At 44.1% G+C, this 21980-nt stretch carries 19 protein-coding genes; 8 read left to right on the top strand and 11 right to left on the bottom strand.

What is annotated here, in order from left to right; translation table 11 throughout:
- The first annotated feature begins 113 nt into the window (after positions 1-113).
- The 4 genes from B9T29_RS13870 (at position 114) to B9T29_RS13885 (ending at position 6299) form a co-directional block, all read left to right on the top strand.
- Positions 114-1481, top strand: a complete 1368-nt coding sequence (locus B9T29_RS13870; protein ID WP_086176488.1) for an MATE family efflux transporter — start codon at positions 114-116, stop codon at positions 1479-1481.
- 164 nt (positions 1482-1645) lie between these two features.
- Positions 1646-3016, top strand: coding sequence for an LLM class flavin-dependent oxidoreductase (locus B9T29_RS13875; protein ID WP_086176489.1), 1371 nt, complete (start codon positions 1646-1648; stop codon positions 3014-3016).
- Positions 3017-3318: 302 nt separating this feature from the next.
- A complete protein-coding gene (locus B9T29_RS13880) occupies positions 3319-4680 on the top strand; it encodes an LLM class flavin-dependent oxidoreductase (protein WP_086176490.1) in 1362 nt (453 codons plus the stop codon).
- A gap of 251 nt (positions 4681-4931) precedes the next feature.
- Positions 4932-6299 carry an LLM class flavin-dependent oxidoreductase gene (locus tag B9T29_RS13885; protein ID WP_086176491.1) on the top strand — a complete coding sequence of 456 codons (1368 nt, stop codon included), beginning with the start codon at positions 4932-4934 and terminating at the stop codon, positions 6297-6299.
- A 125-nt stretch (positions 6300-6424) separates the two neighbouring features.
- On the opposite strand, the gene B9T29_RS13890 is transcribed toward B9T29_RS13885, so the two are convergent.
- Positions 6425-7252 (bottom strand): ABC transporter ATP-binding protein, encoded by an 828-nt coding sequence (locus B9T29_RS13890; protein WP_086176492.1) that lies wholly within the window; start codon positions 7250-7252, stop codon positions 6425-6427.
- Positions 7253-7289: 37 nt separating this feature from the next.
- Positions 7290-7505 carry a TOBE domain-containing protein gene (locus B9T29_RS13895; protein WP_086176493.1) on the bottom strand — a complete coding sequence of 72 codons (216 nt, stop codon included), beginning with the start codon at positions 7503-7505 and terminating at the stop codon, positions 7290-7292.
- A gap of 229 nt (positions 7506-7734) precedes the next feature.
- Between B9T29_RS13895 and B9T29_RS13900 the strand changes: the two genes are divergently transcribed.
- Positions 7735-8823, top strand: coding sequence for a sigma-54 interaction domain-containing protein (locus B9T29_RS13900; RefSeq protein ID WP_086176494.1), 1089 nt, complete (start codon positions 7735-7737; stop codon positions 8821-8823).
- Positions 8824-9020: 197 nt separating this feature from the next.
- Here the strand turns inward: B9T29_RS13900 and B9T29_RS13905 are convergent, their stop codons facing one another.
- From B9T29_RS13905 to B9T29_RS13945, 9 genes are all read right to left on the bottom strand, one after another.
- On the bottom strand, positions 9021-9851 hold the full coding sequence (locus B9T29_RS13905) for an ABC transporter permease (RefSeq protein WP_086176495.1): 831 nt from the start codon (positions 9849-9851) through the stop codon (positions 9021-9023).
- A 22-nt stretch (positions 9852-9873) separates the two neighbouring features.
- Positions 9874-10707 carry an ABC transporter ATP-binding protein gene (locus B9T29_RS13910; protein WP_086176496.1) on the bottom strand — a complete coding sequence of 278 codons (834 nt, stop codon included), beginning with the start codon at positions 10705-10707 and terminating at the stop codon, positions 9874-9876.
- 21 nt (positions 10708-10728) lie between these two features.
- Positions 10729-11757, bottom strand: a complete 1029-nt coding sequence (locus tag B9T29_RS13915) for an ABC transporter substrate-binding protein (protein ID WP_086176497.1) — start codon at positions 11755-11757, stop codon at positions 10729-10731.
- Between the two features lie 11 nt (positions 11758-11768).
- Positions 11769-12581 (bottom strand): ABC transporter permease, encoded by an 813-nt coding sequence (locus B9T29_RS13920; protein ID WP_086176498.1) that lies wholly within the window; start codon positions 12579-12581, stop codon positions 11769-11771.
- Positions 12582-12583: 2 nt separating this feature from the next.
- Positions 12584-13429 (bottom strand): ABC transporter permease, encoded by an 846-nt coding sequence (locus B9T29_RS13925; RefSeq protein WP_416202494.1) that lies wholly within the window; start codon positions 13427-13429, stop codon positions 12584-12586.
- Entirely contained in the window at positions 13423-14673 is a 1251-nt protein-coding gene (locus tag B9T29_RS13930; RefSeq protein ID WP_086176500.1) for an MFS transporter, read from the bottom strand. Before B9T29_RS13930 ends, B9T29_RS13925 begins: the two co-directional genes overlap by 7 nt.
- Positions 14674-14688: 15 nt before the next feature.
- Entirely contained in the window at positions 14689-15744 is a 1056-nt protein-coding gene (locus B9T29_RS13935; protein ID WP_086176501.1) for an ABC transporter substrate-binding protein, read from the bottom strand.
- A gap of 25 nt (positions 15745-15769) precedes the next feature.
- Positions 15770-17269, bottom strand: coding sequence for a carbohydrate porin (locus B9T29_RS13940; RefSeq protein WP_086176502.1), 1500 nt, complete (start codon positions 17267-17269; stop codon positions 15770-15772).
- A gap of 584 nt (positions 17270-17853) precedes the next feature.
- The gene (locus B9T29_RS13945; protein ID WP_086176503.1) at positions 17854-18702 is read right to left on the bottom strand and encodes an SDR family NAD(P)-dependent oxidoreductase; all 849 of its coding nucleotides are present in this window, start codon (positions 18700-18702) and stop codon (positions 17854-17856) included.
- 235 nt (positions 18703-18937) lie between these two features.
- On the opposite strand from B9T29_RS13945, the gene B9T29_RS13950 reads away from it, so the two are divergent.
- The 3 genes from B9T29_RS13950 to phoR all read left to right on the top strand — a co-directional run bounded on the left by B9T29_RS13950 (position 18938) and on the right by phoR (position 21956).
- Entirely contained in the window at positions 18938-19627 is a 690-nt protein-coding gene (locus B9T29_RS13950) for a TetR/AcrR family transcriptional regulator (protein ID WP_086176504.1), read from the top strand.
- 238 nt (positions 19628-19865) lie between these two features.
- Positions 19866-20573: a phosphate regulon transcriptional regulator PhoB gene (phoB, locus tag B9T29_RS13955; RefSeq protein WP_228146618.1), complete on the top strand. Its 708-nt coding sequence runs from the start codon at positions 19866-19868 to the stop codon at positions 20571-20573.
- Positions 20574-20597: 24 nt separating this feature from the next.
- Positions 20598-21956 (top strand): phosphate regulon sensor histidine kinase PhoR, encoded by a 1359-nt coding sequence (gene phoR, locus B9T29_RS13960; protein ID WP_086176505.1) that lies wholly within the window; start codon positions 20598-20600, stop codon positions 21954-21956.
- Positions 21957-21980: the final 24 nt, after the last annotated feature.

Raw genomic sequence — 21980 nt, forward strand, 5'->3', positions numbered from 1 at the left:
CCTTAGTTACTTAACAACGCTTAGTTACTTAACAGCTAAGGCTTTTTAAAGCGAACTCGGGTAGTGTGACTTTAAATCTGAAAAATGATAAAAATAACGTTACAGGATGATCCATGCCTCAACATAAACCGCTGCTCAGCCAACAAAAACTGTGGAAAACATTTCTGATTTTTCTATGGCCGTTGATTGCGACCAATATTCTGCAAAACCTGTCTGGAACGATGAATACCATTTTTGTTGGACAAATGATGGGGGTGAATGCGATTGCAGCAGTGGCAGTATTCTTTCCGATTTTGTTCTGCCTGCTGGCTTTTGTGATTGGACTTTCTGCAGGTGCTACGGTATTGGTTGGACAGGCATGGGGGGCGCAAAACATTGAAAAAGTACGCTGTGTGGTGGGTTCTACCCTGTTTATGACCTTAATTGGCGGCAGTATTATCGCCTTGTTTGGCGTGCTTTTTTCTAAGCATATTTTACTGGCTCTGGGTACCACTCCAGATGTAATGCATCTGTCCCTGCCTTATGTACAGTGGATGCTGACCGGTAGTCCCTTGCTGTTTATTTATATTATTTATACTTCCATTTTACGTGGCGTGGGTGACAGCACCACACCGCTGATTGCTTCCGGCATGACCATTCTGATTGGTGTAGTAATTACCCCGGTACTGATTGCCGGCTATTTTGGCTTTCCCAAAATGGGCATTATTGCACCGGCTATTGCCACCGCTGTTGGTTATCTGGCAGTACTGGTCTTTTTGGCCGGCTACTTAAATAAAAAAGACCACCCCTTAAAACCTGACCGTCATCTGCTCAGCCATATTCGCCATCATCCTGAACTGAGTAAAATTATTCTGCGTTTGGGTATTCCTACCGGTGTGCAGATGGTCACCACATCTGTTGCCGGGCTGGTTATTGTCGGCCTGGTCAACCGTTATGGTTCACATGCCACTGCAGCCTATGGTGCAGTCAATCAGGTCTTGAATTACATCCAGTTTCCTGCCCTATCCATTTCAATTGCTGCCTCCATTTTTGCAGCACAGGCGATTGGTGCAGAAAAATCGGATCTGCTCAATAAAGTGACCCATACTGCACTCGCTATGAATATTGTGATTACCGGTGGATTAGTGGCTTTGGCTTATCTGTTCTCGAAATATCTGATGGCGCTGTTTATCACCGACCCGACGGTGGTGGTACTGGGACAGCAACTGTTATTTATTGTGCTGTGGTCCATCCTGTTCTTTGGTGCCAGTGCAATTTTTGCTTCCATCATGCGTGCCAGCGGTACGGTAACGATCCCCATGCTAATTAACATCGGCACAATTTTATTGATTGAAGTGCCTTGTGCTTACCTGTTCAGTTACTGGTGGGGCTTGCAAGGCATTTGGTATGCCTATGCGCTGTCATTCGTCTGCTTGTGTATTTTGCAGGCACTTTATTATCAGTTGGTGTGGAAGAAAAAGACCATTAAGGCACTGGTGTAATATTCAGCCTTTAACAGCGAAATAAATCCAAGCAAAAAACTTGTGATTGGCGTATTTCCTGCTTAATCCATATTTTTTATATGGATTTAATTTTATCGTATTTTTAAGCCTGAAAATTCCTTGTTATAACCAGCTGACAACATAAAAAACACAAGGTTTTTCTCATGGCTGAACGTAAAATCCGTCTTGGTGCTTTTATTCCAACCACTTCTCAGCATGCTGCCGGCTGGCGTCATCCAGAATCACGACCGCAGGATCATTTAAATATTGACTATGCCATTGAGCTGGTCAAAACGGCAGAACGTGGCTTATTTGATGCCTACTTTTTAGCAGATACTTTGGCAGTGCGTGGTGACTGGGGTTCCGCCACCAGCAAAGGCTGGGGTCTGGGCGATAAAGATACTGGCTTTGAACCAGTCACCCTATTCGCTGCCCTGTCTGCAGTGACGAAAAATATTGGTTTTGTCGCTACTGCATCGACCACCTATGAGCACCCATATACGCTGGCACGCAAATACGCCTCACTGGATCATATTTCCAAAGGACGTGTGGCATGGAATGTAGTCACCACAGCCTCTAAACAAGTCGCGCGCAATTTTGGCCTGTCCGAACATCCAGATGCCAAAAGCCGCTATGCACGTGCACATGAATTTATTGAGGTTGCACAGAAACTCTGGGATTCTTGGGAAGATGATGCCTTTGTATATCACAAAGCCTCTGGACAGTTTTTCCAGCCAGAAAAATTTCATGAACCTCAGCACAAGGGCAAATATTTTGAAGTGCAAGGAGCATTAAACGTACCGCGCCCGCCACAGGGCTATCCGGTGATTGTACAGGCAGGTCAGTCGGAAGATGGCCGTGAGCTGGCTGGAAAATATGCCGAAGTGATTTTTACTGCACAGCAGAATTTAGCCGATGCACAGGAATTTTACCGTGATGTGAAAGGTCGTTTAGCTAAATATGGCCGTCATCCGGATGACCTGAAAATCATGCCGGGTGTTTCGATTTTTGTGGCAAAAACGGCAGAAGAAGCACAGGAAAAATACGATCTGTTAAACAGTCTTATTCATCCACAAGTCGGTCTGGGTCTGCTTTCCGGTTTGGCCGGCGGAATCGATCTGGAACAATATGACATCGATGAGCCTTTCCCTGAACTGGATGAAAGCTTGATCAATTTTGGCAGTCGCCAGCAGATGATGATTGATATTGCCCGTAAGCATCATTTTACCATCCGTCAACTGTATGAATATGTAGCCTCTGCACGTGGCCACTGGACGCTGGTGGGTACTCCTGAGCAGATTGTGAACCAGCTACAAGAATGGTTTGAAAATGAAGCTGCAGATGGCTTTAATATTCTGCCACCAAGCACGCCTGCCGGTTTAAATGATTTTGTCGACCTGATTGTGCCAGAACTGCAGCGCCGTGGCCTGTTCCGTACCGAATATGAAGGCAGCACCCTTCGTGAAAACTTGGGACTGAAACGTCCGGAAAATCAGTACGTACTCGCGCAGCACAACACGGCTGCAGCTTCTTAAGTTAGTCACTATAAAAAATGCCCTACGGGGCATTTTTTATGTATTTTGAAATTCACCTCATTTTAATCTTTCTCATCACTACTTTGCCCCAAAGTATTCTTTTTTGAAGATCGACCTTATTTCATATAAGCACTGCGTTTTTTCTACTGTCTGTTTTGAAACAAAAGCGCCTGATGAGTGCTGATTCTTCAACATATAAAAATAACACCCAAAATAAGATTCTGTTTTTTATAAATTTTTAACTTGGCACAATGTTTGAAGCAGCTGTTTTGATTATTGATTAAAATGTACAGGATATAACAATGTCAAAACGTCAAATTAAACTTGGTGCCTTTATTCCTACCACTTCACAGCACGTTGCCGGCTGGCGCCATCCTGAATCTCGTCCACAAGATCATCTCAACATTGACTATGTGATTGAACTTGCACAGACAGCTGAACGCGGCTTGTTTGATGCCTATTTTCTGGCAGATGGCTTATCGGTACGTTGGGGTTCTGCAATTGAAGGCGAAAAGGGTCTGGGCGATAAAGGTGTCGGCTTTGAACCGGTTACCCTATTTGCAGCACTTTCCACAGTCACCAAAAATATTGGCTTTATTGCCACGGCTTCAACCACCTATGAAGACCCCTACATTTTGGCACGTAAATTCGCGTCTTTAGATCATATTTCCAAAGGGCGTGCAGCCTGGAACGTAGTCACAACTGCTTCTGCTGATACTGCACGGAATTTCGGCCTAGAAAAGCATCCTGATGCCAAAGTCCGTTATGAACGCGCCGATGAATTCATTGAAGTGACGCAAAAACTTTGGGATTCCTGGGAAGATGACACCTTCATCTATAACAAGGAAGATGGTCAATTCTTCGATGCCAGCAAACTGCATGAACCATTACATGCAGGAAAATACTTCAATGTACAAGGTGCGCTAAATGTCTCACGTCCACCGCAAGGCTATCCGGTGATTGTTCAAGCCGGTCAGTCTGAAGATGGCCGTGAACTTGCGGGTAAATATGCCGAAGTGATTTTTACCGCACAGCAAAGCCTGGAAGATGCGCAAGAATTCTACCGTGATGTGAAAAGCCGCCTGTTGAAATATGGCCGTCATCCGGATGACCTGAAAATCATGCCGGGTGTGTCTATTTTCGTGGCCAAAACTGAACAGGAAGCTCAAGAGAAATATCAGCTGTTGAATAGCCTGATTCATCCTGAAGTCGGTCTGAGCCTATTGTCCGGCCTGGCAGGCGGAATCAATCTAAAGAAATTTGATCTGGATGCGCCGTTCCCGAAACTCGAAGATACCGACATTAATTTCTCTAGCCGTCAGCAAATGATGATTGATATTGCCCGCCGCCATAACTTTACCATTCGCCAGCTATATGAATATATCGCTTCTGCACGAGGTCACTGGACCCTGATTGGTACGCCTGAACAGGTGGTGGATGAGCTGCAAACCTGGTTTGAAAATGAAGGTGCTGACGGCTTTAACGTGTTGCCACCGACCACCCCTGCTGGCTTGAATGACTTTGTTGATCTCATTGTGCCTGAACTGCAACGCCGTGGCCTGTTCCGTACTGAATACGAGGGTTCGACTTTGCGTGAAAACCTAGGGCTGAAACATCCTGAAAATCAGCATGTCATCGCTCAACAGGCAAACAAGGCATCTTGATCACCTGAAAACACATGCTCCAGTTGGGGCATGTGTCTTATACCCATAAAAAATTATGCCTTTTTCATCCTCAGCATATTCAATGCAAGTTTTAAGCTGAACTCATGGCAACATAACAACAGTTAAGCTGTTGATATAACAACAATAAATTAAATTTAAATTACTAAATATATGATTTTTATTATTTATTTTATTGGCATGCTCTTTGAACTATATAAAACCATAATCAACAACATCAAACAGGTTTTCATATGTCAAAACGTCAAATTCGACTCGGTGCTTTTGTACCAGGCACTTCTCAGCACGTTGCAGGCTGGCGCCATCCGCAAGCTCGTCCACAAGACAGCCATAACTTAAATTACTTTATTGAACTGGCCAAAACGGCTGAACGTGGCTTATTTGACGCCTATTTCCTTGCTGACGTTCCAGTGACTGTTGATCCGGATACCACTCCGAATCTAGGTTTAACCGGCGGTTTTTCTGCAGGACTTGAGCCTGTATCCCTGTTTTCTGCGCTAGCAGCAGTGACCCAAAATATTGGCTTTATTGCCACTGCCTCAACCACTTATGAAGAGCCATACAGTCTGGCACGTAAATTTGCTTCACTGGATCATTTATCCGAAGGTCGTGCTGCCTGGAATGTGGTGACGACTGCGGGAGCACATGTGGCTAAAAACTTTGGTTTAAACGATGCTCCCCATCCGAAAGAACGCTATGAACGTGCCGATGAGTTCATTGAAGTGGCACAAAAACTTTGGGATTCTTGGGAAGATGATGCCTTTGAATACAATAAAGAAACCGGACAATTTTTTGATGGGGACAAACTGCATCCACCGCGTTTTAAAGGCAAGCATTTAGCCGTACATGGTGGATTGAATGTGGCACGTTCACCGCAAGGCTATCCAGTGATAGTCCAGGCAGGTCAGTCGGAAGATGGCCGTGAACTGGCGGCAAAATTTGCCGAAGTGATTTTCACGGCACAACAAAAACTGGAAGATGCCCAAGCCTTCTACCGTGATGTAAAAGGCCGTTTAGCCAAATATGGCCGTCATGCCGATGACCTGAAAATCATGCCAGGTGTATCCATTTTTGTTGGCAAGACAGAAGAAGAAGCACGTGCCAAATATGATGAACTGAACAGCTATATTCATCCGACCTTGGGTCTGTCTTTAATCCAGCAACTGGGCGGTTTTACCGAAGACCTGTCACAGTTTGATCTGGACCAGCCCCTCCCTGAGCATATTGGACAAATAGAAAATGGCGCCAGCCGTAACCAGCTGATTCTAGAGATTGCACGTAAAAACAATTTCACTATTCGTGAGCTTTATCAATGGGTGGCAAGTGCGCGTGGTCACTGGACCATTATTGGTACGCCAGAACAGGTAGTCGATGAATTACAAGCCTGGTTTGAAAATGAAGCCGCAGATGGCTTTAATATTCTGCCGCCAACCACGCCAGCCAGTCTGGATGACTTTGTTGATTTGGTAGTACCTGAACTGCAACGCCGCGGCCTGTTCCGTACCGAGTATGAAGGTAAAACCCTGCGTGAAAACCTGGGCTTAAAACGTCCTGAAAACCAGTATGTGCTGGAAAAGCGCCATACCGCTCAGGCATCTTAAAGAAAAAAATTCCAAAAAAGAAAATGCCCTGCGGGGGCATTTTTTTATGTTCTTAATTTTAGTTTTTAAAATTTTCAGGCATTAAAAAAGCCTTGTTTCCAAGGCTGTCGGTTTGAATCTGCGGATTACCAGGCAAATTGATAATCTGAAAACTTGGCTGCCGGTTTATTACGGTGTAACTGGTCTTTTAGCGGATCGCTAAAATCCGTCAAAATGTCATTTTTAATATTGTGCAAACGTACATCTTCACGTTTACGCGGATGCGCAACCGGGATCTCAACAATACGTTTAATCCGACCCGGATGCGGCTGCATCACCACCACGCGGTCACCTAAAAATACCGCTTCTTCAACGTCATGGGTCACAATCACCATGGTAATTTTTTCTGCCTGCCAAATACGCTGTAATTCGTCTTGCAGGTTCTGACGGGTTAAAGCATCCAGTGCGCCAAAAGGCTCATCCAGAAATAAAATTTCCGGACGATTCACCAGACTGCGGGCAATCGCCACGCGCTGGTTCATGCCGCCTGAAAGCTGGGATGGATAGGCATTGGCAAAACTGGTCAAATTGACCAGTTGCAAATGTTCATCAATCAGTTTGTCTTCTTCAGCCCGTGTCAGCTTACTCTGATGCAGTGCAATACGCACATTTTCACGCACGCTTAACCAGGGAAAAAGACGGTGGTCCTGAAACACGATCCCGCGCTGTAAACTGGTGCCAAAAATCTTTTTGCCATCCACCTGGATCTGGCCTTGATAGCTGTTTTCCAGTCCCACCAATAAGCGTAACAGTGTGGACTTGCCGCAGCCACTGCTGCCGACAATACTGATAAATTCACCCGGCTGGATGTCTAAATTAATATCGTCCAGCACAGTTAAAGCGTCATTGTTTTGTGTCGGATAGGTTTTGCTGAGCTGCTGAATAGATACATGGCCTGTTGCTTGCTGTGTCATCTCTCAATTCTCCTGTAAAGCTTGAGGCACTGGCGAATTAAAGCTTCGCCAGGGACACTTCCGTCGATTTGATCAACACCACCACTTCAGAACCGACTTTAAGATCCAGGTCTTTGACTGAACGGGTACTGATAATTGAAGTGAACAGACCGGCTTTGGTTTCCACATTTATTTCTGAAACAACGTCACCTTCTAATACTTCTTGAATAATGCCTTTAAACTGGTTACGTACATTTACTGAAGTAATTGCCATTTTAATTATACCTTTTGTTATTTAGAGATCTCTAATATAAAACAGATTATTGATTTACTTTATCTTGATTTATCCTTTAGTTATCCCTATTTTTTTTATCTTTTAAAAAGATAAATAATCCCAGCTTTAATTTATATCTGAAAGCGATAATCAAATACCGATATATTATTTATCATTCCATTTTAAATATTTCATGATGATTAACATTTTCAACAAGTATAAGAATCTCATGTCTATTTTAACCCACCCCAATGTACCCTCTGCCCTGAAGCATAAGCGTGCAACGGCGACGGTATTTGAAGATCCTTTATCACAGGCGCTGCTTGCCCGTATTGAACAGATTGCGCCAAGTGAAGCCAATGCGTTGATTATTGGTGACACTGGCACAGGCAAGGAACTGGTCGCCCGGCAAATTCATCAGCTCAGCCATCGTGCCAAAGGCCCGTTTGTGGCGGTGAACTGTGGCGCTTTCACCGAATCATTAGTCGAAAGTGAACTTTTTGGACATGAAAAAGGTGCTTTTACCGGTGCAATCCATACCCGTGTGGGCTGGTTTGAAGCAGCCCATAATGGCACTTTATTTTTAGATGAAATTGGCGATTTATCGCTGTCGATGCAGGTCAAATTACTGCGGATTTTACAGGAACGCGAGATCGTGCGTGTCGGTTCACTCAAGCCGATTCCGATCAATGTTCGCATTATTGCCGCGACCAATGTCGATCTGGAAAAAGCCGTGCAGGACGGTCGTTTCCGGGAAGATTTATTCTATCGCCTGCATGTGGCTTTACTCAAAATTCCAAAGCTTTCAGAACGTCGCGATGACATTCTGCCGCTGGCAAAACACTTTATTCAGGTCTACCAGACCGACCCGCATGCGACCCCATTGCGCCTCAGTCAACTGGCGCTCAAAAAGCTGACTTTGCACCCTTGGCCCGGCAATATCCGCGAACTGGAAAACACTATTCATCATGCCGTTTTAGTCAGTAAAAATGGCGTGATTGAACCGGAAGATATTACTTTTTCCAGTATTCAATCGATTGCCCAGAAAGCTGAACCTTTCACTTTTGCTTCAACTACTTCGGTGAATGGAACGATTAAGGATCTTCAGGATGCAGGACAACTTTTGGAACAGACATTTCAGAGTATTTTTCAGTCTTCAGAACAGTTTAATCAGACCAATATCAATGAGCTGATTGAAGAAAAATTCATTCGCAGTGCCTATCAATACTGCCAGTACAATCAGGTGCATACCGCAAAATTATTAGGCGTGACCCGTAATGTCATTCGCACCCGGTTAATTAAATATGGTTTATTATAAATATCCACTCATTTATTTTATTATGCTTTTATTTTACTATTTAAATTTTAACCATATAATAAAAAACCTCGATTTATCTATCGAGGTTTTTTATTAGGCTTCTTTTATAAATTCCTTTTATTTCTCCCTATGGGAGAAAAATAAAGAGGGTGTAAATAATTATGAAAGAAGTCTATTTTAATGGTTTTTATTTCTTATTATTCGATTGGATTACGCTTCCAGGCCGTAAAGTATTTTTCCAGGCCAATTAAAATATAATTAAACGATAATCCGACTAAGGTAATCACTAAAATTCCCACGAACATTTGCGGAATTTCAAAACTAAACTGTGAATACATAATCAGATAACCCAGTCCTGCTTTGGCACCAAACATTTCTACTGCCACCAAAGCCAGGATCGAGATCGCTCCGGCCAAACGGATGCCGACAAAAATAGTCGGTACAGAAGCGGGTAAAATCACTTTACGGAACAGTTGATAGGGTTTTAAGCCCATGGTACGTGCTGATTTTATTAACAGTGGATCAACCGTTTGTACACCGGTAATGGTATTTAAAAGAATCGGCCAGGTGCAGGCATAAACCAACAAGCTGATTTTGGATGCTTCACCAATACCCAGGAACAGGATGAATAACGGCATTAAGGCTAAGGCGGTAGTATTACGGAACAGTTCCAGGAGTGGATTTAAGGTTTCTGCAACCAGTTTATACCAGCCGATCACCAAACCCAGTGGAATGGCAATCGCCAGTGCCAGTACAAAACCGACAATTGAACGGCGAATACTGGCAAAGAAATGCGTACCCAATTGACCGCTTTGATATAGCTGCCAGGCCGTTTCCAACACAGTGGATAATGGCGGTAAAAATGCCGGACTGACCACACCTGTTCGAGGTAAGGTTTCCCAAAGCAATAAAAATAATATGATGGCGATACTGCGTTTAAAAATGGTGTTCAGCCAGCTTAATTCCAGGCGTGGTTTTGACGGGCTAAAGGCTTCGCTATGCGGAATCGCCTGTTGAGTCGATGACATGATGAATAATCCTCAATTTTATTTATGCGTGAGCAAGCTGTTTATCTTTTTCGAGTGCTTGTGCCTTAATCACTTCTTCGCTTAAAAGCGACCAGATTTGATGACGTAATTGGCCGTATTCTGCAGTTGAGCGAATATCTTCGGCATTACTTTTTAGGCTGGGTGGAATTTCGATGACTTCCTTAATCCGTCCCGGTCTAGAGGTCATAATGGCCACGCGTTGGCTAAGGAAAATCGCTTCATCAATACTGTGGGTAATGAAAACAATGGTCTTTTTCGAGCTTTGCCAGATTTTGATCAGCTCTTCTTGCAAGGTTTCACGGGTTTGTGCATCCAGTGCAGCAAAGGGTTCATCCATGAGTAGAATTTCAGGTTCATAGGCGAGGCTGCGTGCAATCGCGACACGCTGTTTCATGCCGCCTGAAAGTTCATTCGGATAATGCTTTTGAAAGCCAGAAAGTCCCACCAATTGCAGATAATACAAAGCTTTTTCACGACGGGTTTTCTTGTCTACACCTTTGGCTTCCAGACCAAATTCAATATTTTCTAAAGCGGTCAGCCAAGGATATAAGGCATATTGCTGAAACACAATGCCACGATCCAGACCGGGTTGGGTAATCTGTTTGCCACTGAGTAAAATCTGCCCTGAAGAGGGTTTGGTCAGGCCGGCTATCAGGTCCAGTAAAGTCGATTTACCGCAACCACTAGGACCCACGATGGAAACAAATTCACCTTGCTGAATATCTAAAGTGACATCTTCAACCGCCACGAATTCTGGTTTATAATTTTTGCTATTGGCATGATTTTGTGCGGGAAAAACCTTACGCACATGATCTAAATTTAAAGCACTGGTCATGGTTATATTCCTTTTTTAATCTTAATTTTTTTGTGGTGTATAAGGATTAAATTCATTGCTGTACAACGTGCTGACATTGAGCTGATGCGGTTTTAATTTCTGCTCTTGTACCAAAGCCTTGACCCAAGGCTCGAAGTCTTGGTCTTTTTGTACCCCACCCACTGCATGTACACCGGTTCCGGTATAAAACGGGATCAGGACTTTGGTTTCGTTGCGCTGACGTTTATCAATAATGCTTTCCATACGCGCCACGATTTGTTCTTTCGGGGTGTGGTGTAACCACTCTTGTGCACGTGCCACACCATTGACAAAGGTTTTGGCCAGCTCCGGGTTTTGCTCAATAAAGTCACGGCGCATTGAATAACTGCCGGCAGTAAATGGTCCGTATAACTCAATATCTTTAAACACCGGACGTACACCACCGCTCTTTAATGCGCGTTTTTCCAAAATGCCCGAGAACACGGCAATATCAATTTGCCCATTGCGTAAGGCTTGCTCGGCACTGATTGGCGGCAAGACAATCAGCTCCACCTCACGGATTTCTTTTTCGGTTAAACCATGACGCAGTAAATAATCTTTCACGATAAATTCATAATGTGCACCAAAAGCATTTACCGCGATTTTTTTGCCAATAAAATCGCGTGCGTTACGAATCGGGCTATTTTCCAGTACATAGAAACCCACGTTCATTTCCGCATCGCTACCATAAGATGCAACAACCGGTACAACATCCAGACCTGCAGCAATCACTTTCACCACCGCCCCATTAAAGGCCGAGGCAAAGTCGACATCGCCTGCAACCAGCGTGAGCAGGTCTTGTGGACCACCCTGTACCGTGCCGACGTAATCCAGTTTAATTTTGCCGAAATAACCCAAGTCTTGTGCCAGTTCAGGCAAGGACACCAGACCGGGATAACTTTGGTAACGCAGATTCGTCACTGCAGCGGCAGGATTTTTTTCCAGCTGTTGTGTGCTACAGCCTGCAACGACACTTGCACCGATCACGGCTGCCAAGACCGCTTTTTGCCAAATTTTTGGGAGTATTTTCATTATTATTTCTCCTAACTGCGCTGCTGCCAGCGCAGGACTTTTCGTTCTATACGGACAAGGATGCTATTTAAAATCACCCCGACAAAACCAATGCTCAGCATGCCTAAAATAATCAAGGACACATTAAACTGCTCACGACCACGAATGACCAGATTACCCAGTCCAACGCCATAATTTGCCAGTAAAAATTCGGAACCCACGGTTGCCAGCCAAGCGAAAATCAAGCCCAGTTGCAGACCGACAAAAATCTGTGGACTGGCGGCCGGTAAAATCAGCTTGCGGTAGGTATACAGTTTTGGAAACTGATAGACTTTTGCGACTTCACTGTATTTCGCACTGATGCTGCTCACGCCTTCAAGGCTATGCAGGGCAACGGGATAGAATACTGAAAGGCTGATAAACAGGACTTTTGCGCCGTTACCGTAGCCTAAAAAGGTCGAGATTAACGGTAACCAGGCAAACAGCGAGACCTGACGCAACACGTTAAAACCGGGTGCAAATAACCAGTTGATCCAGCGTGTAGTCCCTAAAGCCACACCAAAGGCTACACCGAGCGTTGCGCCAATGGCATAGCCGACAAAATTACGGCTTAAGCTCACCACAAAACCCTGCCAAAACTCGGCTTGGCTAAAGCTCTGGATTGCCCCGTTGAATACCGTCAAGGGTGATGGAATCAGTTTGGCATCCAGCCACTGTAAAGCTGATGCCACGGCCCAGAGTGCAATAAAGGCGAGAGGGAAAATCAAGGCTTGCAGCACTTTAATGCTTTTTTCCACAGCTGAATTTACACGGATGGCTGATTTTTCAAGACTGAGTTCTGACATGATTAACCCCCTACCCGTGTTGCATAAAAACGAGCAAGGCGTTCAAAGGCAGCCAAACCACTGTCCAGAACAAAACCCGTGATGCCGATTAAAATGATGCCCATGAAAATAATATCCATCTGCATCAATTGACGTCCCCATACCATCAGGAAGCCAATGCCTTCACTGCTTGCCAATAATTCTACAAACACCAAGGCCAACCAGGCTTGCATCACACCCTGACGCAAACCGCTAATAATCGCAGGGAGGCCAGCAGGCAGAATCACCTTGGAAAAAGTCTGAAGTTTGGAAAACTGGTAGACCTGTGCCACCTCAATTAAACGGTTTGGTACTTGCTGAATGCCTTTAAAGGTTGCAATCAGCACCGGTGAAACCACGGCTAATGAGATCGCAACAATCTTCAAGGCTTCATCAATACCCAAGAAAATCATCAGCAGTGGAATCCAGCCAATAATCGGAAACTGGGTCAGGAGCTGAATCGTTGGCAAGACAAAACGCTGCGCGCGCTGTGATAACGCAAACCAGATCCCTAAACTTAAGCCTATGCTCACCCCTAAAGCCACACTCCAAAAAATACGTTTGGCGCTGGTGGCAAAGTGAAATTGCAAATCGCCAGACTGCCAAAGTTCAACGCTGGTACTCCACACCAATTGTGGCGCTGGCAAAATTTGCTCTGGCAACCACTGCTGCACGGTTGCCACATGCCACACCGCCAACAACAACACCGGTAGCAGCAGACCACAAGCCAATTGCAAGGTTACTTTCAGGTATTTCTTAAAAAATTCAAATGCACTACGGTAACTTTGCCACTGTACCGAATGTGCGGTTACATTCGTAAGGCTCATGATTCTTGTCCTTCTGCGAGTTGTTGTGGATCATCAGGCTTTAAAAAAGAAATAAATGCCTGATCACGAGAGATCAATAAAATTAGTCCGATAAAAGCCAGACCAATCGGGAAAAACAGGTTTTGCAGACCCACGCTGGCACCAAATACTGCACCGAGAAAACCACCCAACAAGCCACCTGTTGGGCCAACCAAGGCTAGAATTGGAGAGATTTTTGCCATCGCAGTTTGTTCGCCCACTTTGGCAAAGGACATGAAATTTGCGATATGCAGCATGCCTAGACCGAGTCCCAACATCAGCGATGCGGGCCACATCCACAGCGTGACTGATGTAATTGCCAAAGTCAGTAAGGCACTACTGATCAAGCCCAATCCGATCAAGTAAAATTTCTGGTATCCCACCAGTTCCGCCAGGCCACCCATAGTAAAAAGTGAACCGACAAAAACGATGCCTTGTGTGGTGAGCAGCATCACCGCCATAGATTCCGCTAAAGAGAAACTCTGGATCGCAATCACCACAATAAAAAAGCCAAAATAGTTATTCGCGACGCTACTTAAAAATTCCAAGGCGCAAATTACCCGTAATGGCGCATGGGTTTTCAGCAAGGCCAGTGGTGCAACCACATCTCGCCATTGAAAACTCGGCGTACTTTCGGTGTGTTGATGAACTTTTTGAAAGCAAAACGGGGCAAAAAATAATGTACCCAGAAACAGCAATGCCACGCAGTAAAAACTGCCGCTATAACCAAAATGCTCGATCAGCAATACACTTAAAGCAGGAGCAATCAGGAAGAATCCCATCATGTGTGAGCCACGGAACCAGCCGGCTTTGGCAGGGCCTAATCGCTTCAGATTGCTCAAAAACACGGTATTGATGGAGACAAAGCGCATCGGCAAAAAGCAGCTCACCAGTGCGGTTAAAATCATCACATACCAGGCATTGGCTTGTAAGGGGGTAAGGAAATACAGCACGGCGCCCATCACACTGCCGATGCTGAATACCTTTAATGAACCTAAGCGCTGTACCAGGACACCAATCGGCAAGGCCATAAATAAAATGCCAATGTTTTGTGCTGCCGAGATCAAACCAAGTTGCAGTTCAGATGCGTTCAGGTGCACCGCATAAAGTGAAATCAGTACCCGTGCCACACCTACGCCCAAACCGGCAATAATCGTGAGTAGCACAAAGCTACTCATGAATTTTACGGTTAGTGGTGTGGTCACAACATTGGTTTCAATGGGATTCATAACCACGTTCCTGAATTATTTTGGCTGACCATTGGCATTAAATGCATGCCAGTAATTCTGTAAATTCAGTTCTTTTAATGCATTGTTCAGATACTTTGGCTCATACCAGGTTTTGGTATCCACATCACGACGAATCAAACGTGAGTCTTTGGCAATTTTTAAAGCACTGTCGACTTGTGAGCGATGGAATTCATCTAATAATGGGCTGTTACGATCTTTTAAATTCCAGCCATCCCAGGTTTTTTGATAATCCACCAATGGAATCCCGCTTTGCGCCCATAGCTTGTATTGGGTGACACGGTTGGCTTCTTCAGAACTCCATTTTGCTTGTTTAATTAACGTGGTGACCACGCGCTGAGTTACTTCTGGATATTGCTTTTCAAAGCTTTCGGTTACCCAGAAATGTGCCAATGGCGCCACTTTTGGATCCTTAATTTCAAGTAAAGTTTTTGCGACTCCACGTGAAACCAGACTAAAGGGTGAAGTAATCGCGGCATCAATATCCCCGGTTGCAAGTGCGGTACGTGCGGAATAACTATCTTGTGAAATCACCCGTAGATCACGTTCGGTAAAGCCATATTTAGCCAGGACACGGTTAAAAACGATTTGCTGGTTTGTACCCTTAAAGATTGAGAATTTTTTACCCTTGAGGTCAGCAAAAGACTTCGCATTAGAACTGGCTGGTACAGCTACATATACTGGTCCAAAATGCCCCGTGGAGAACAGTACTTTGGTTTTAAGTCCAGTAGAACGCCCCACCAATGAAGGTAAGTCACCATGTAAAGCAAAATCGACTTTACCGTTGGCTAAAGCTTCATTGGTTGCAGGGCCTGCACCCGGGAAGAATAACCACTTCACCGCAATGCCATCTTTTTTAAATTCTTGCTCTAATACACCGCGTAAATGTGCTGAAGCCACAAAGCTCCCGCCTGTTTTTGGCTTACCGCCTTCACCAGCACCCGACATAGAAATGCGGATTTCTTTTGGATTGGCTGCATGGATGTGTAAACTTAAGCCAAATGCAGAGAGCGCTAAAAATGTGGCCGCAATTTTTTTAGAAAAAAGTTTCATTAAATCTGTTCCTTAACAATCAAAATTAAAAGGTATATTGGAATTGCGCCTGCAATTCATTGGTGTCTTTTTGGGTTGCTGTTTCTATGTCGTAGCTATAGTGGTTCAGCTGCAACTGGAATTTGGTGGTTTGCGCAAAGAACAAGTTGAGGCCCAGTGAGTGAATGTCATATTCGCCAATACGACCACTGGCTGTATCGAGAAAATCTTTCTGATTTTTATTGGGGTTATAGGTGTCGTAACGGTAGTAACCCTGGATCGATTTCGGCCAGAAGTCATCAAACTTGGCATTGGATTTAATACTGTTATAGAACTGGTCACCCAAGGTATAGAATGCAGTGACGGTATGGCCTTCAGCTTTGGCTTCTTTTACGGCAGGTACAGTACTATCAATGTAATCGGTCTTGCCTTGCAGATATTCATAAGTCACGCCAAACGGTGCATGGTTGTAATACACATCAAAACCCAGACGATCACGTTTTGCCTTGTTGTCGGTAATTCCCGATCCAGAAATTTTGGATTCACCTTTGATATAGGAAGCACCAACTTTCAACTCACGAAGCCAGCTGGCATAATCCACAGGCAAGGTAAACGCCACACGACCGATATAATCTTTGCCGTTATTGTCATCGGTTTTGTTGCTGCCATTACCATTGGTCACCCCAAGCGCATATTCAAATAAGGGCGCACGATAGTTCGCGCCATAGTCCACAAATGGCTTGGCATCGCCACGCACAATGAAACCGTTTTGACGGGTAAACAGTCCCAAATAGGTAGGCGCAGTTGCAGTGCTGATGGTGGGGCGTAAATCTTCCGGAGATTGCACATCCAGACCAAATGGCAAGAGTTGTTGACCCAAAGTCAGGTTCAACCGGGGAACTTCTGCACCGCCATTGGTTGAAAATACGTGATAGCGTAGGTAGGCATCCAGCAGGTTAAAGTTACTGTTGTTCGTACCATCATTACGTTTTGAATAGCCAAAAGAGGCTTGATAATCGAGGTTTTTGCCTTCGTTATAATCTTTAAATAAATTACCGCGTACCCCCAGCAATGCCGTACCCACATCGAAGCTCGATTTTGGGGTATTGGGTGCAGTGTTATTGTCTTGCACATTGGCACGCAGTTGCACCGTACCGAATAAAGTCGTATCACGTGTCGACTTCACGGTTTGGCGTTCATACTGACGCGACTGGTCATATTTATAGTTTTCAATATCGGCTCTTAAACCTTCAATATCGTCGGATGTTGCAGGGGTCGCTTCAGCCGTTACGACTTCTTCGCCAGTTTCACTGTCTTGAACCGTCAGCACTTCGCTGTTATCTGTATTTACAGCTGCCGGAGCAACTGCTTTTTTTGTGCTTGGTGCGCTTTGCGTTTCAACGGCATTTAAACGCTGTTGTAAAACTTCAATCTGCTTTTTGAGTCCCTCCAATTGCTTGTTGAGAGTGGCATCCTGGGCAAAACTAAAACTCGATGTCATCGTCAGAATAAATCCAATCGCAACAGTTAAACTCGTCTTTCTCATTGTTACATTCACTTCATCTATGATTAAAAAACAAAATTTCCCCTACCCCATGCCAAAGACATGAGGTTGTTTCAATTTCCTGAGTGGTTGGTTTTAAGCGGCCTGATTCTTTTTCAGCTTTTGTTCAACTTGGGTACCTTTCAAGAATTCAGGATTGTTGCTGGTATAAAAACGGTATCAATCACTGGATAATCCAGCTGTGCTTTTACCTGTGTTGCACGCAAATTCTTGGCCTTTAAATCTTTTAAAATTGTCATGAGGTTTACCTAATTTCTTATCATTACACCTCCCTGTTATTACAACAAGCGTGCCAACTATTTAAATCATTGTTTTAAATAAATTTATTACCATTATCCCAACCAAACATGTTGGTTTTAACGCGATATGTGTGTTGATAATTCAACACTTGCTTATTTAAATTCAGCTGGTTTTTGTCTTTTTATTTCTTATTTTTAGATATAAGAGCCCTTTTAAACTCAGCTCTACAGCTTCTATCAATAGGTTCAAAGCATATTTGAAACTTCATTTCCCCTATCATCAGACATAAAAAAACCCGCATGATGCGGGTTTTAAGGGGTAGGCTTTTAAGCGGATTTCTTGCTTTTATTGCCTAATTTTGTCGCCAATGCCATAACGCGCTGATAGCCGGTCGGCAAAATACGCTGCATCAAATCTATTGCCTTGGCATCGTTACCAATCAGCAAACGGCGCTTATCTTTTTGAACTGCCTCAATAATTTGACGTGCTGCTTCTTCAGGCGGACAACGTAATAATTTATTAAAAGATTTAGCTGATTTTTCAGGATGCATGCCCAAGGCGCGAATACTGTCATTCATTTTCGCTGCATTGGCAATATTGGTACGAATTCCGCCCGGATGCACACAGAGTGCACTCACGCCACAGTTTTCCATATCCAGTTCCTGACGCAAGGCTTCCGTAAAGCCACGCACCGCAAATTTAGTCGCGTTATAAGCGGACTGGGTCGGTTGAGCAGTTAGGCCAAACAGGCTGGAAATATTGATGATATGCCCTTCACCCGATTGCTTGATTAAAGGCAAGAACTCTTTGGTGCCATACACCACGCCCCAGAAATTAATATTCACAATCCATTCCAGCTCTTCATACGAAGCGCCTTCCACGGTTGAACCCAATGCCACACCGGCATTGTTAAAAATCATGTTGACTGAACCATGATCTTTCACAGTTTCCGCAGCCCAATCACGGACTTCTTCCAGTTTGGCCACATTGACTTTTTTTATCGTCACACGGACATGACTGTCTTTGACCAGTTCAACCGTTTTTGCCAAACCCTGTTCATTGACATCACTTAAGGACAAATGACAGCCTTGCTTGGCCAAAAGTACGGCCAATTGCTGTCCAATACCTGACCCCGCACCGGTAATTGCTGCGACTTTATTTTTAAAATTTTTCATGACCTATCCTTATTCAGTTTTCTGCCTCATCAGCCTAAACATCTCGATTGTTTTTCTGTCGGGATGATGTGCAGTTCATCCATCCAATATAATTTTGACAATAACCATTGTCAATATAATATGTAAGTTATCCATCCATACAGCAAAAGCCGCGGCTTTGTTTTACGCATAGGTATAGAGATAAATTATTGTTAATATAGAGCAAAATCTCGATTTCATTTGGCACACCACATTTATGACTGAACAGCACAAAAGTTTCGAAGAAAATCAAAAAAAAACGGCAAAAACCAAAGAACGTCAATTTAAAGGCATGTCCTTAAGCGAACGTAAACAGGCACGTCGTGAAAAATTGATTGAAGCCGGGATTGAAGCCTATGGTACGCATGGTTTTTTTGCAGTTACTGTGAAAGATATTTGTAATGAAGCCAAGTTAACCGAACGCTATTTCTATGAATCCTTTAAGAAAAGTGAAGAACTTTTTCAAACCATTTTTTTAAAGTTAATTGATCAGTTGCAGCACAATGTCATGCAGGCCATTATGCAGGCCTCGACTGATCCTAAAAAAATGATCGAAGCGGGTCTCACTGCCCTGCTCACCACTTTAAAAGACAACCCACCTATGGCGCGGATTATTTATATTGATGCCATGCTGGTGCAAGAACTGCATAACCAGGCCACCATCCATGAAACCATGTTGCGGTTTGACCGTATGATTCATGCTTTTGTCATGCTGATGATGCCGAACATTAACCGCTCTGAACGTGAAATTTCAATGATTTCGACTGGTTTAAATGGCTATGTCACGCAAATCGCTATTCGCTGGGTGGTCAGTGGTTTCAAGCTCTCGATAGAGGATGTACTGTCTTCTTGCAGTATCGTTTTCTTATCGCTGCTGGAGACTTTTTCGGAAAAAGAAAAAATATGAGCAAAAAGCAGCTGCTTTTACAAAGCTGTTAAAAAATATTCAACACCTTGAATTTAATATATTTATATAACTGATTTATTTTAAATTCTTCATTTTATGACATTAAAATTGTCACAATTTTTTGCGAAAATAGGCCGAACTGCCTTTTCTGCAATGATACTGTCATAATTAATCTTTGTAATAAGCCTGTCATAAATAAAAAACGGTTCACCGTTAACATCAAATAGGATATTGCGTTGTGAATGACTATATATTAATCGTCGATGACGAACTTCCCATTCGAGAGATGATTCATACTTCTTTAGATATGGCAGGCTTTCAGTGTTTACAAGCCGAAGATGCAAAACAAGCCCACCAGATGATTGTAGATCAACGTCCTGCGCTTGTTTTACTCGACTGGATGTTACCGGGTGGTGTCAGCGGTGTAGATCTGTGTCGCCGTTTAAAACGTGATGAAACCTTATCTGAAATTCCAGTAATCATGCTCACCGCCCGTGCTGAAGAAGACCATAAAGTGCAAGGTCTGGATGCCGGTGCCGATGACTACATGACCAAACCTTTTTCCACCCGTGAACTGGTTTCCCGCATTAAGGCCGTGTTACGTCGTGCCAATGCCCTAAGCGGCGAAAAAACCATTGATGCCAATGGTCTGATACTGGATCCGGTCAGTCAGCGTGTCAGTCATGGTCAAAATATTTTAGAGATGGGGCCAACCGAATACCGTTTGCTAGCCTTCTTCATGACCCATCCGGAACGGGCTTATACCCGGGCGCAATTGCTGGATCAGGTTTGGGGTGGTAACGTATATATTGAAGACCGTACCATTGATGTACATATCCGCCGTTTGCGTAAAGTGCTGGAACCATATGGTGCCGATCGTTATGTACAAACCGTTCGTGGTACAGGTTACCGTTTTTCTACCCGTGCAGATGTGGCTTTAGGCTAGTTATTTTCAGGTAAATCACTTTTTATGTATGAACCCTACCCCGTCCCCGAACTTGTGCGAGAACATAAACAGTTCCGTTACAGCAGTTTATGGACCTTTGCCAAGCAAGATTTACGTCTGCTGGTCTTTTTATTGCTGATCTCAGGTTTAATCGGTGTAGGAATTGGGTACTTCTGGATTTTTATTTTAATCGCCTTTGCGGCGTTTTTTGCCTTGCAATTACGCTCGCTGTATCTGGTCAATGAATGGATTTCCAACCGTCCTTATGATGTGCCGCCCAGTTTAAATGGCATCTGGGGAGCCTTGCTGTTTAATGTCTATCGTTCGCAGCGTCAGGAGCGTATTGTTCAGGCAGAAATGGTCGGCCTGATTGATCGGGCGCAATCTTCACTGGTGGCGCTGGCTGAAGCGGTGGTACTGATTGATGATCTGCACCAGATTGAATGGTGGAATCCGGCCGCAGAAAAACTCCTGGGTATTCAACCGCTCGATCGTGGTCGCAATATTTTAACCATTCTGCGCCAGCCCAGTTTTATTGAATATTTCAATCATATAGATCAAGCGCCTGATGGCCTGAAAATGAAATCTTCTGCCTTTGAAGACCATTATGTGCAAGTCAAAATGACCCGATTCGGTGGAGAAAGCCGCTTATTGGTGGCCTACGATGTCACCCGCATGCATAATCTGGAACAGATGCGCACAGATTTTGTCGACAATATTTCCCATGAGTTACGTACACCGCTTACGGTACTCAGCGGTTATATTGAAACTTTTACCGATCAGGAAGATTTAAATCCGCGCTGGAAACGTGCCTTCGACCAGATGCAGGCACAAACCAAACGCATGAATGCCTTGGTCAATGACTTATTGTTATTGTCGCGCTTAGAAAATGATAAAAAAATCGCTAAAAATCAGATTATTGAAATGCCAAGCTTGATGAACCAGCTGTTCGATGATGCACAAGCCTATAATGTCGACTATCACCATGCACTCAACCTCGATATTGACACTCATTGTGACCTGATCGGTTCCGAGACTGAGCTGGCCAGTGCTTTTAGCAACCTGATTACCAATGCCATTAAATACACTCCCAAAGGTGGAACCATTACCATGGGTTGGCATGATGATGGCGAACATGGCATCTTTACCGTTAAAGATACCGGCATCGGGATTGACCCCAAACATCTGCCGCGTTTAACCGAGCGTTTTTATCGCGTTGATAGCGCGCGTAGCCGTCAAACTGGAGGAACCGGTTTAGGTCTGGCCATTGTGAAACATGTGCTGATGCAACACGGCGCACACCTGGAAATTGAATCGAAAGAAAATCAAGGCTCAACCTTCAAAGTCATCTTCCCTAAAGAACGCCTTTACAAACCAAACTAGACATTTCTGTTTTAATCCAGCTTT

This window comes from Acinetobacter sp. ANC 3903, from assembly GCF_002135315.1.
Lineage (GTDB): Bacteria > Pseudomonadota > Gammaproteobacteria > Pseudomonadales > Moraxellaceae > Acinetobacter.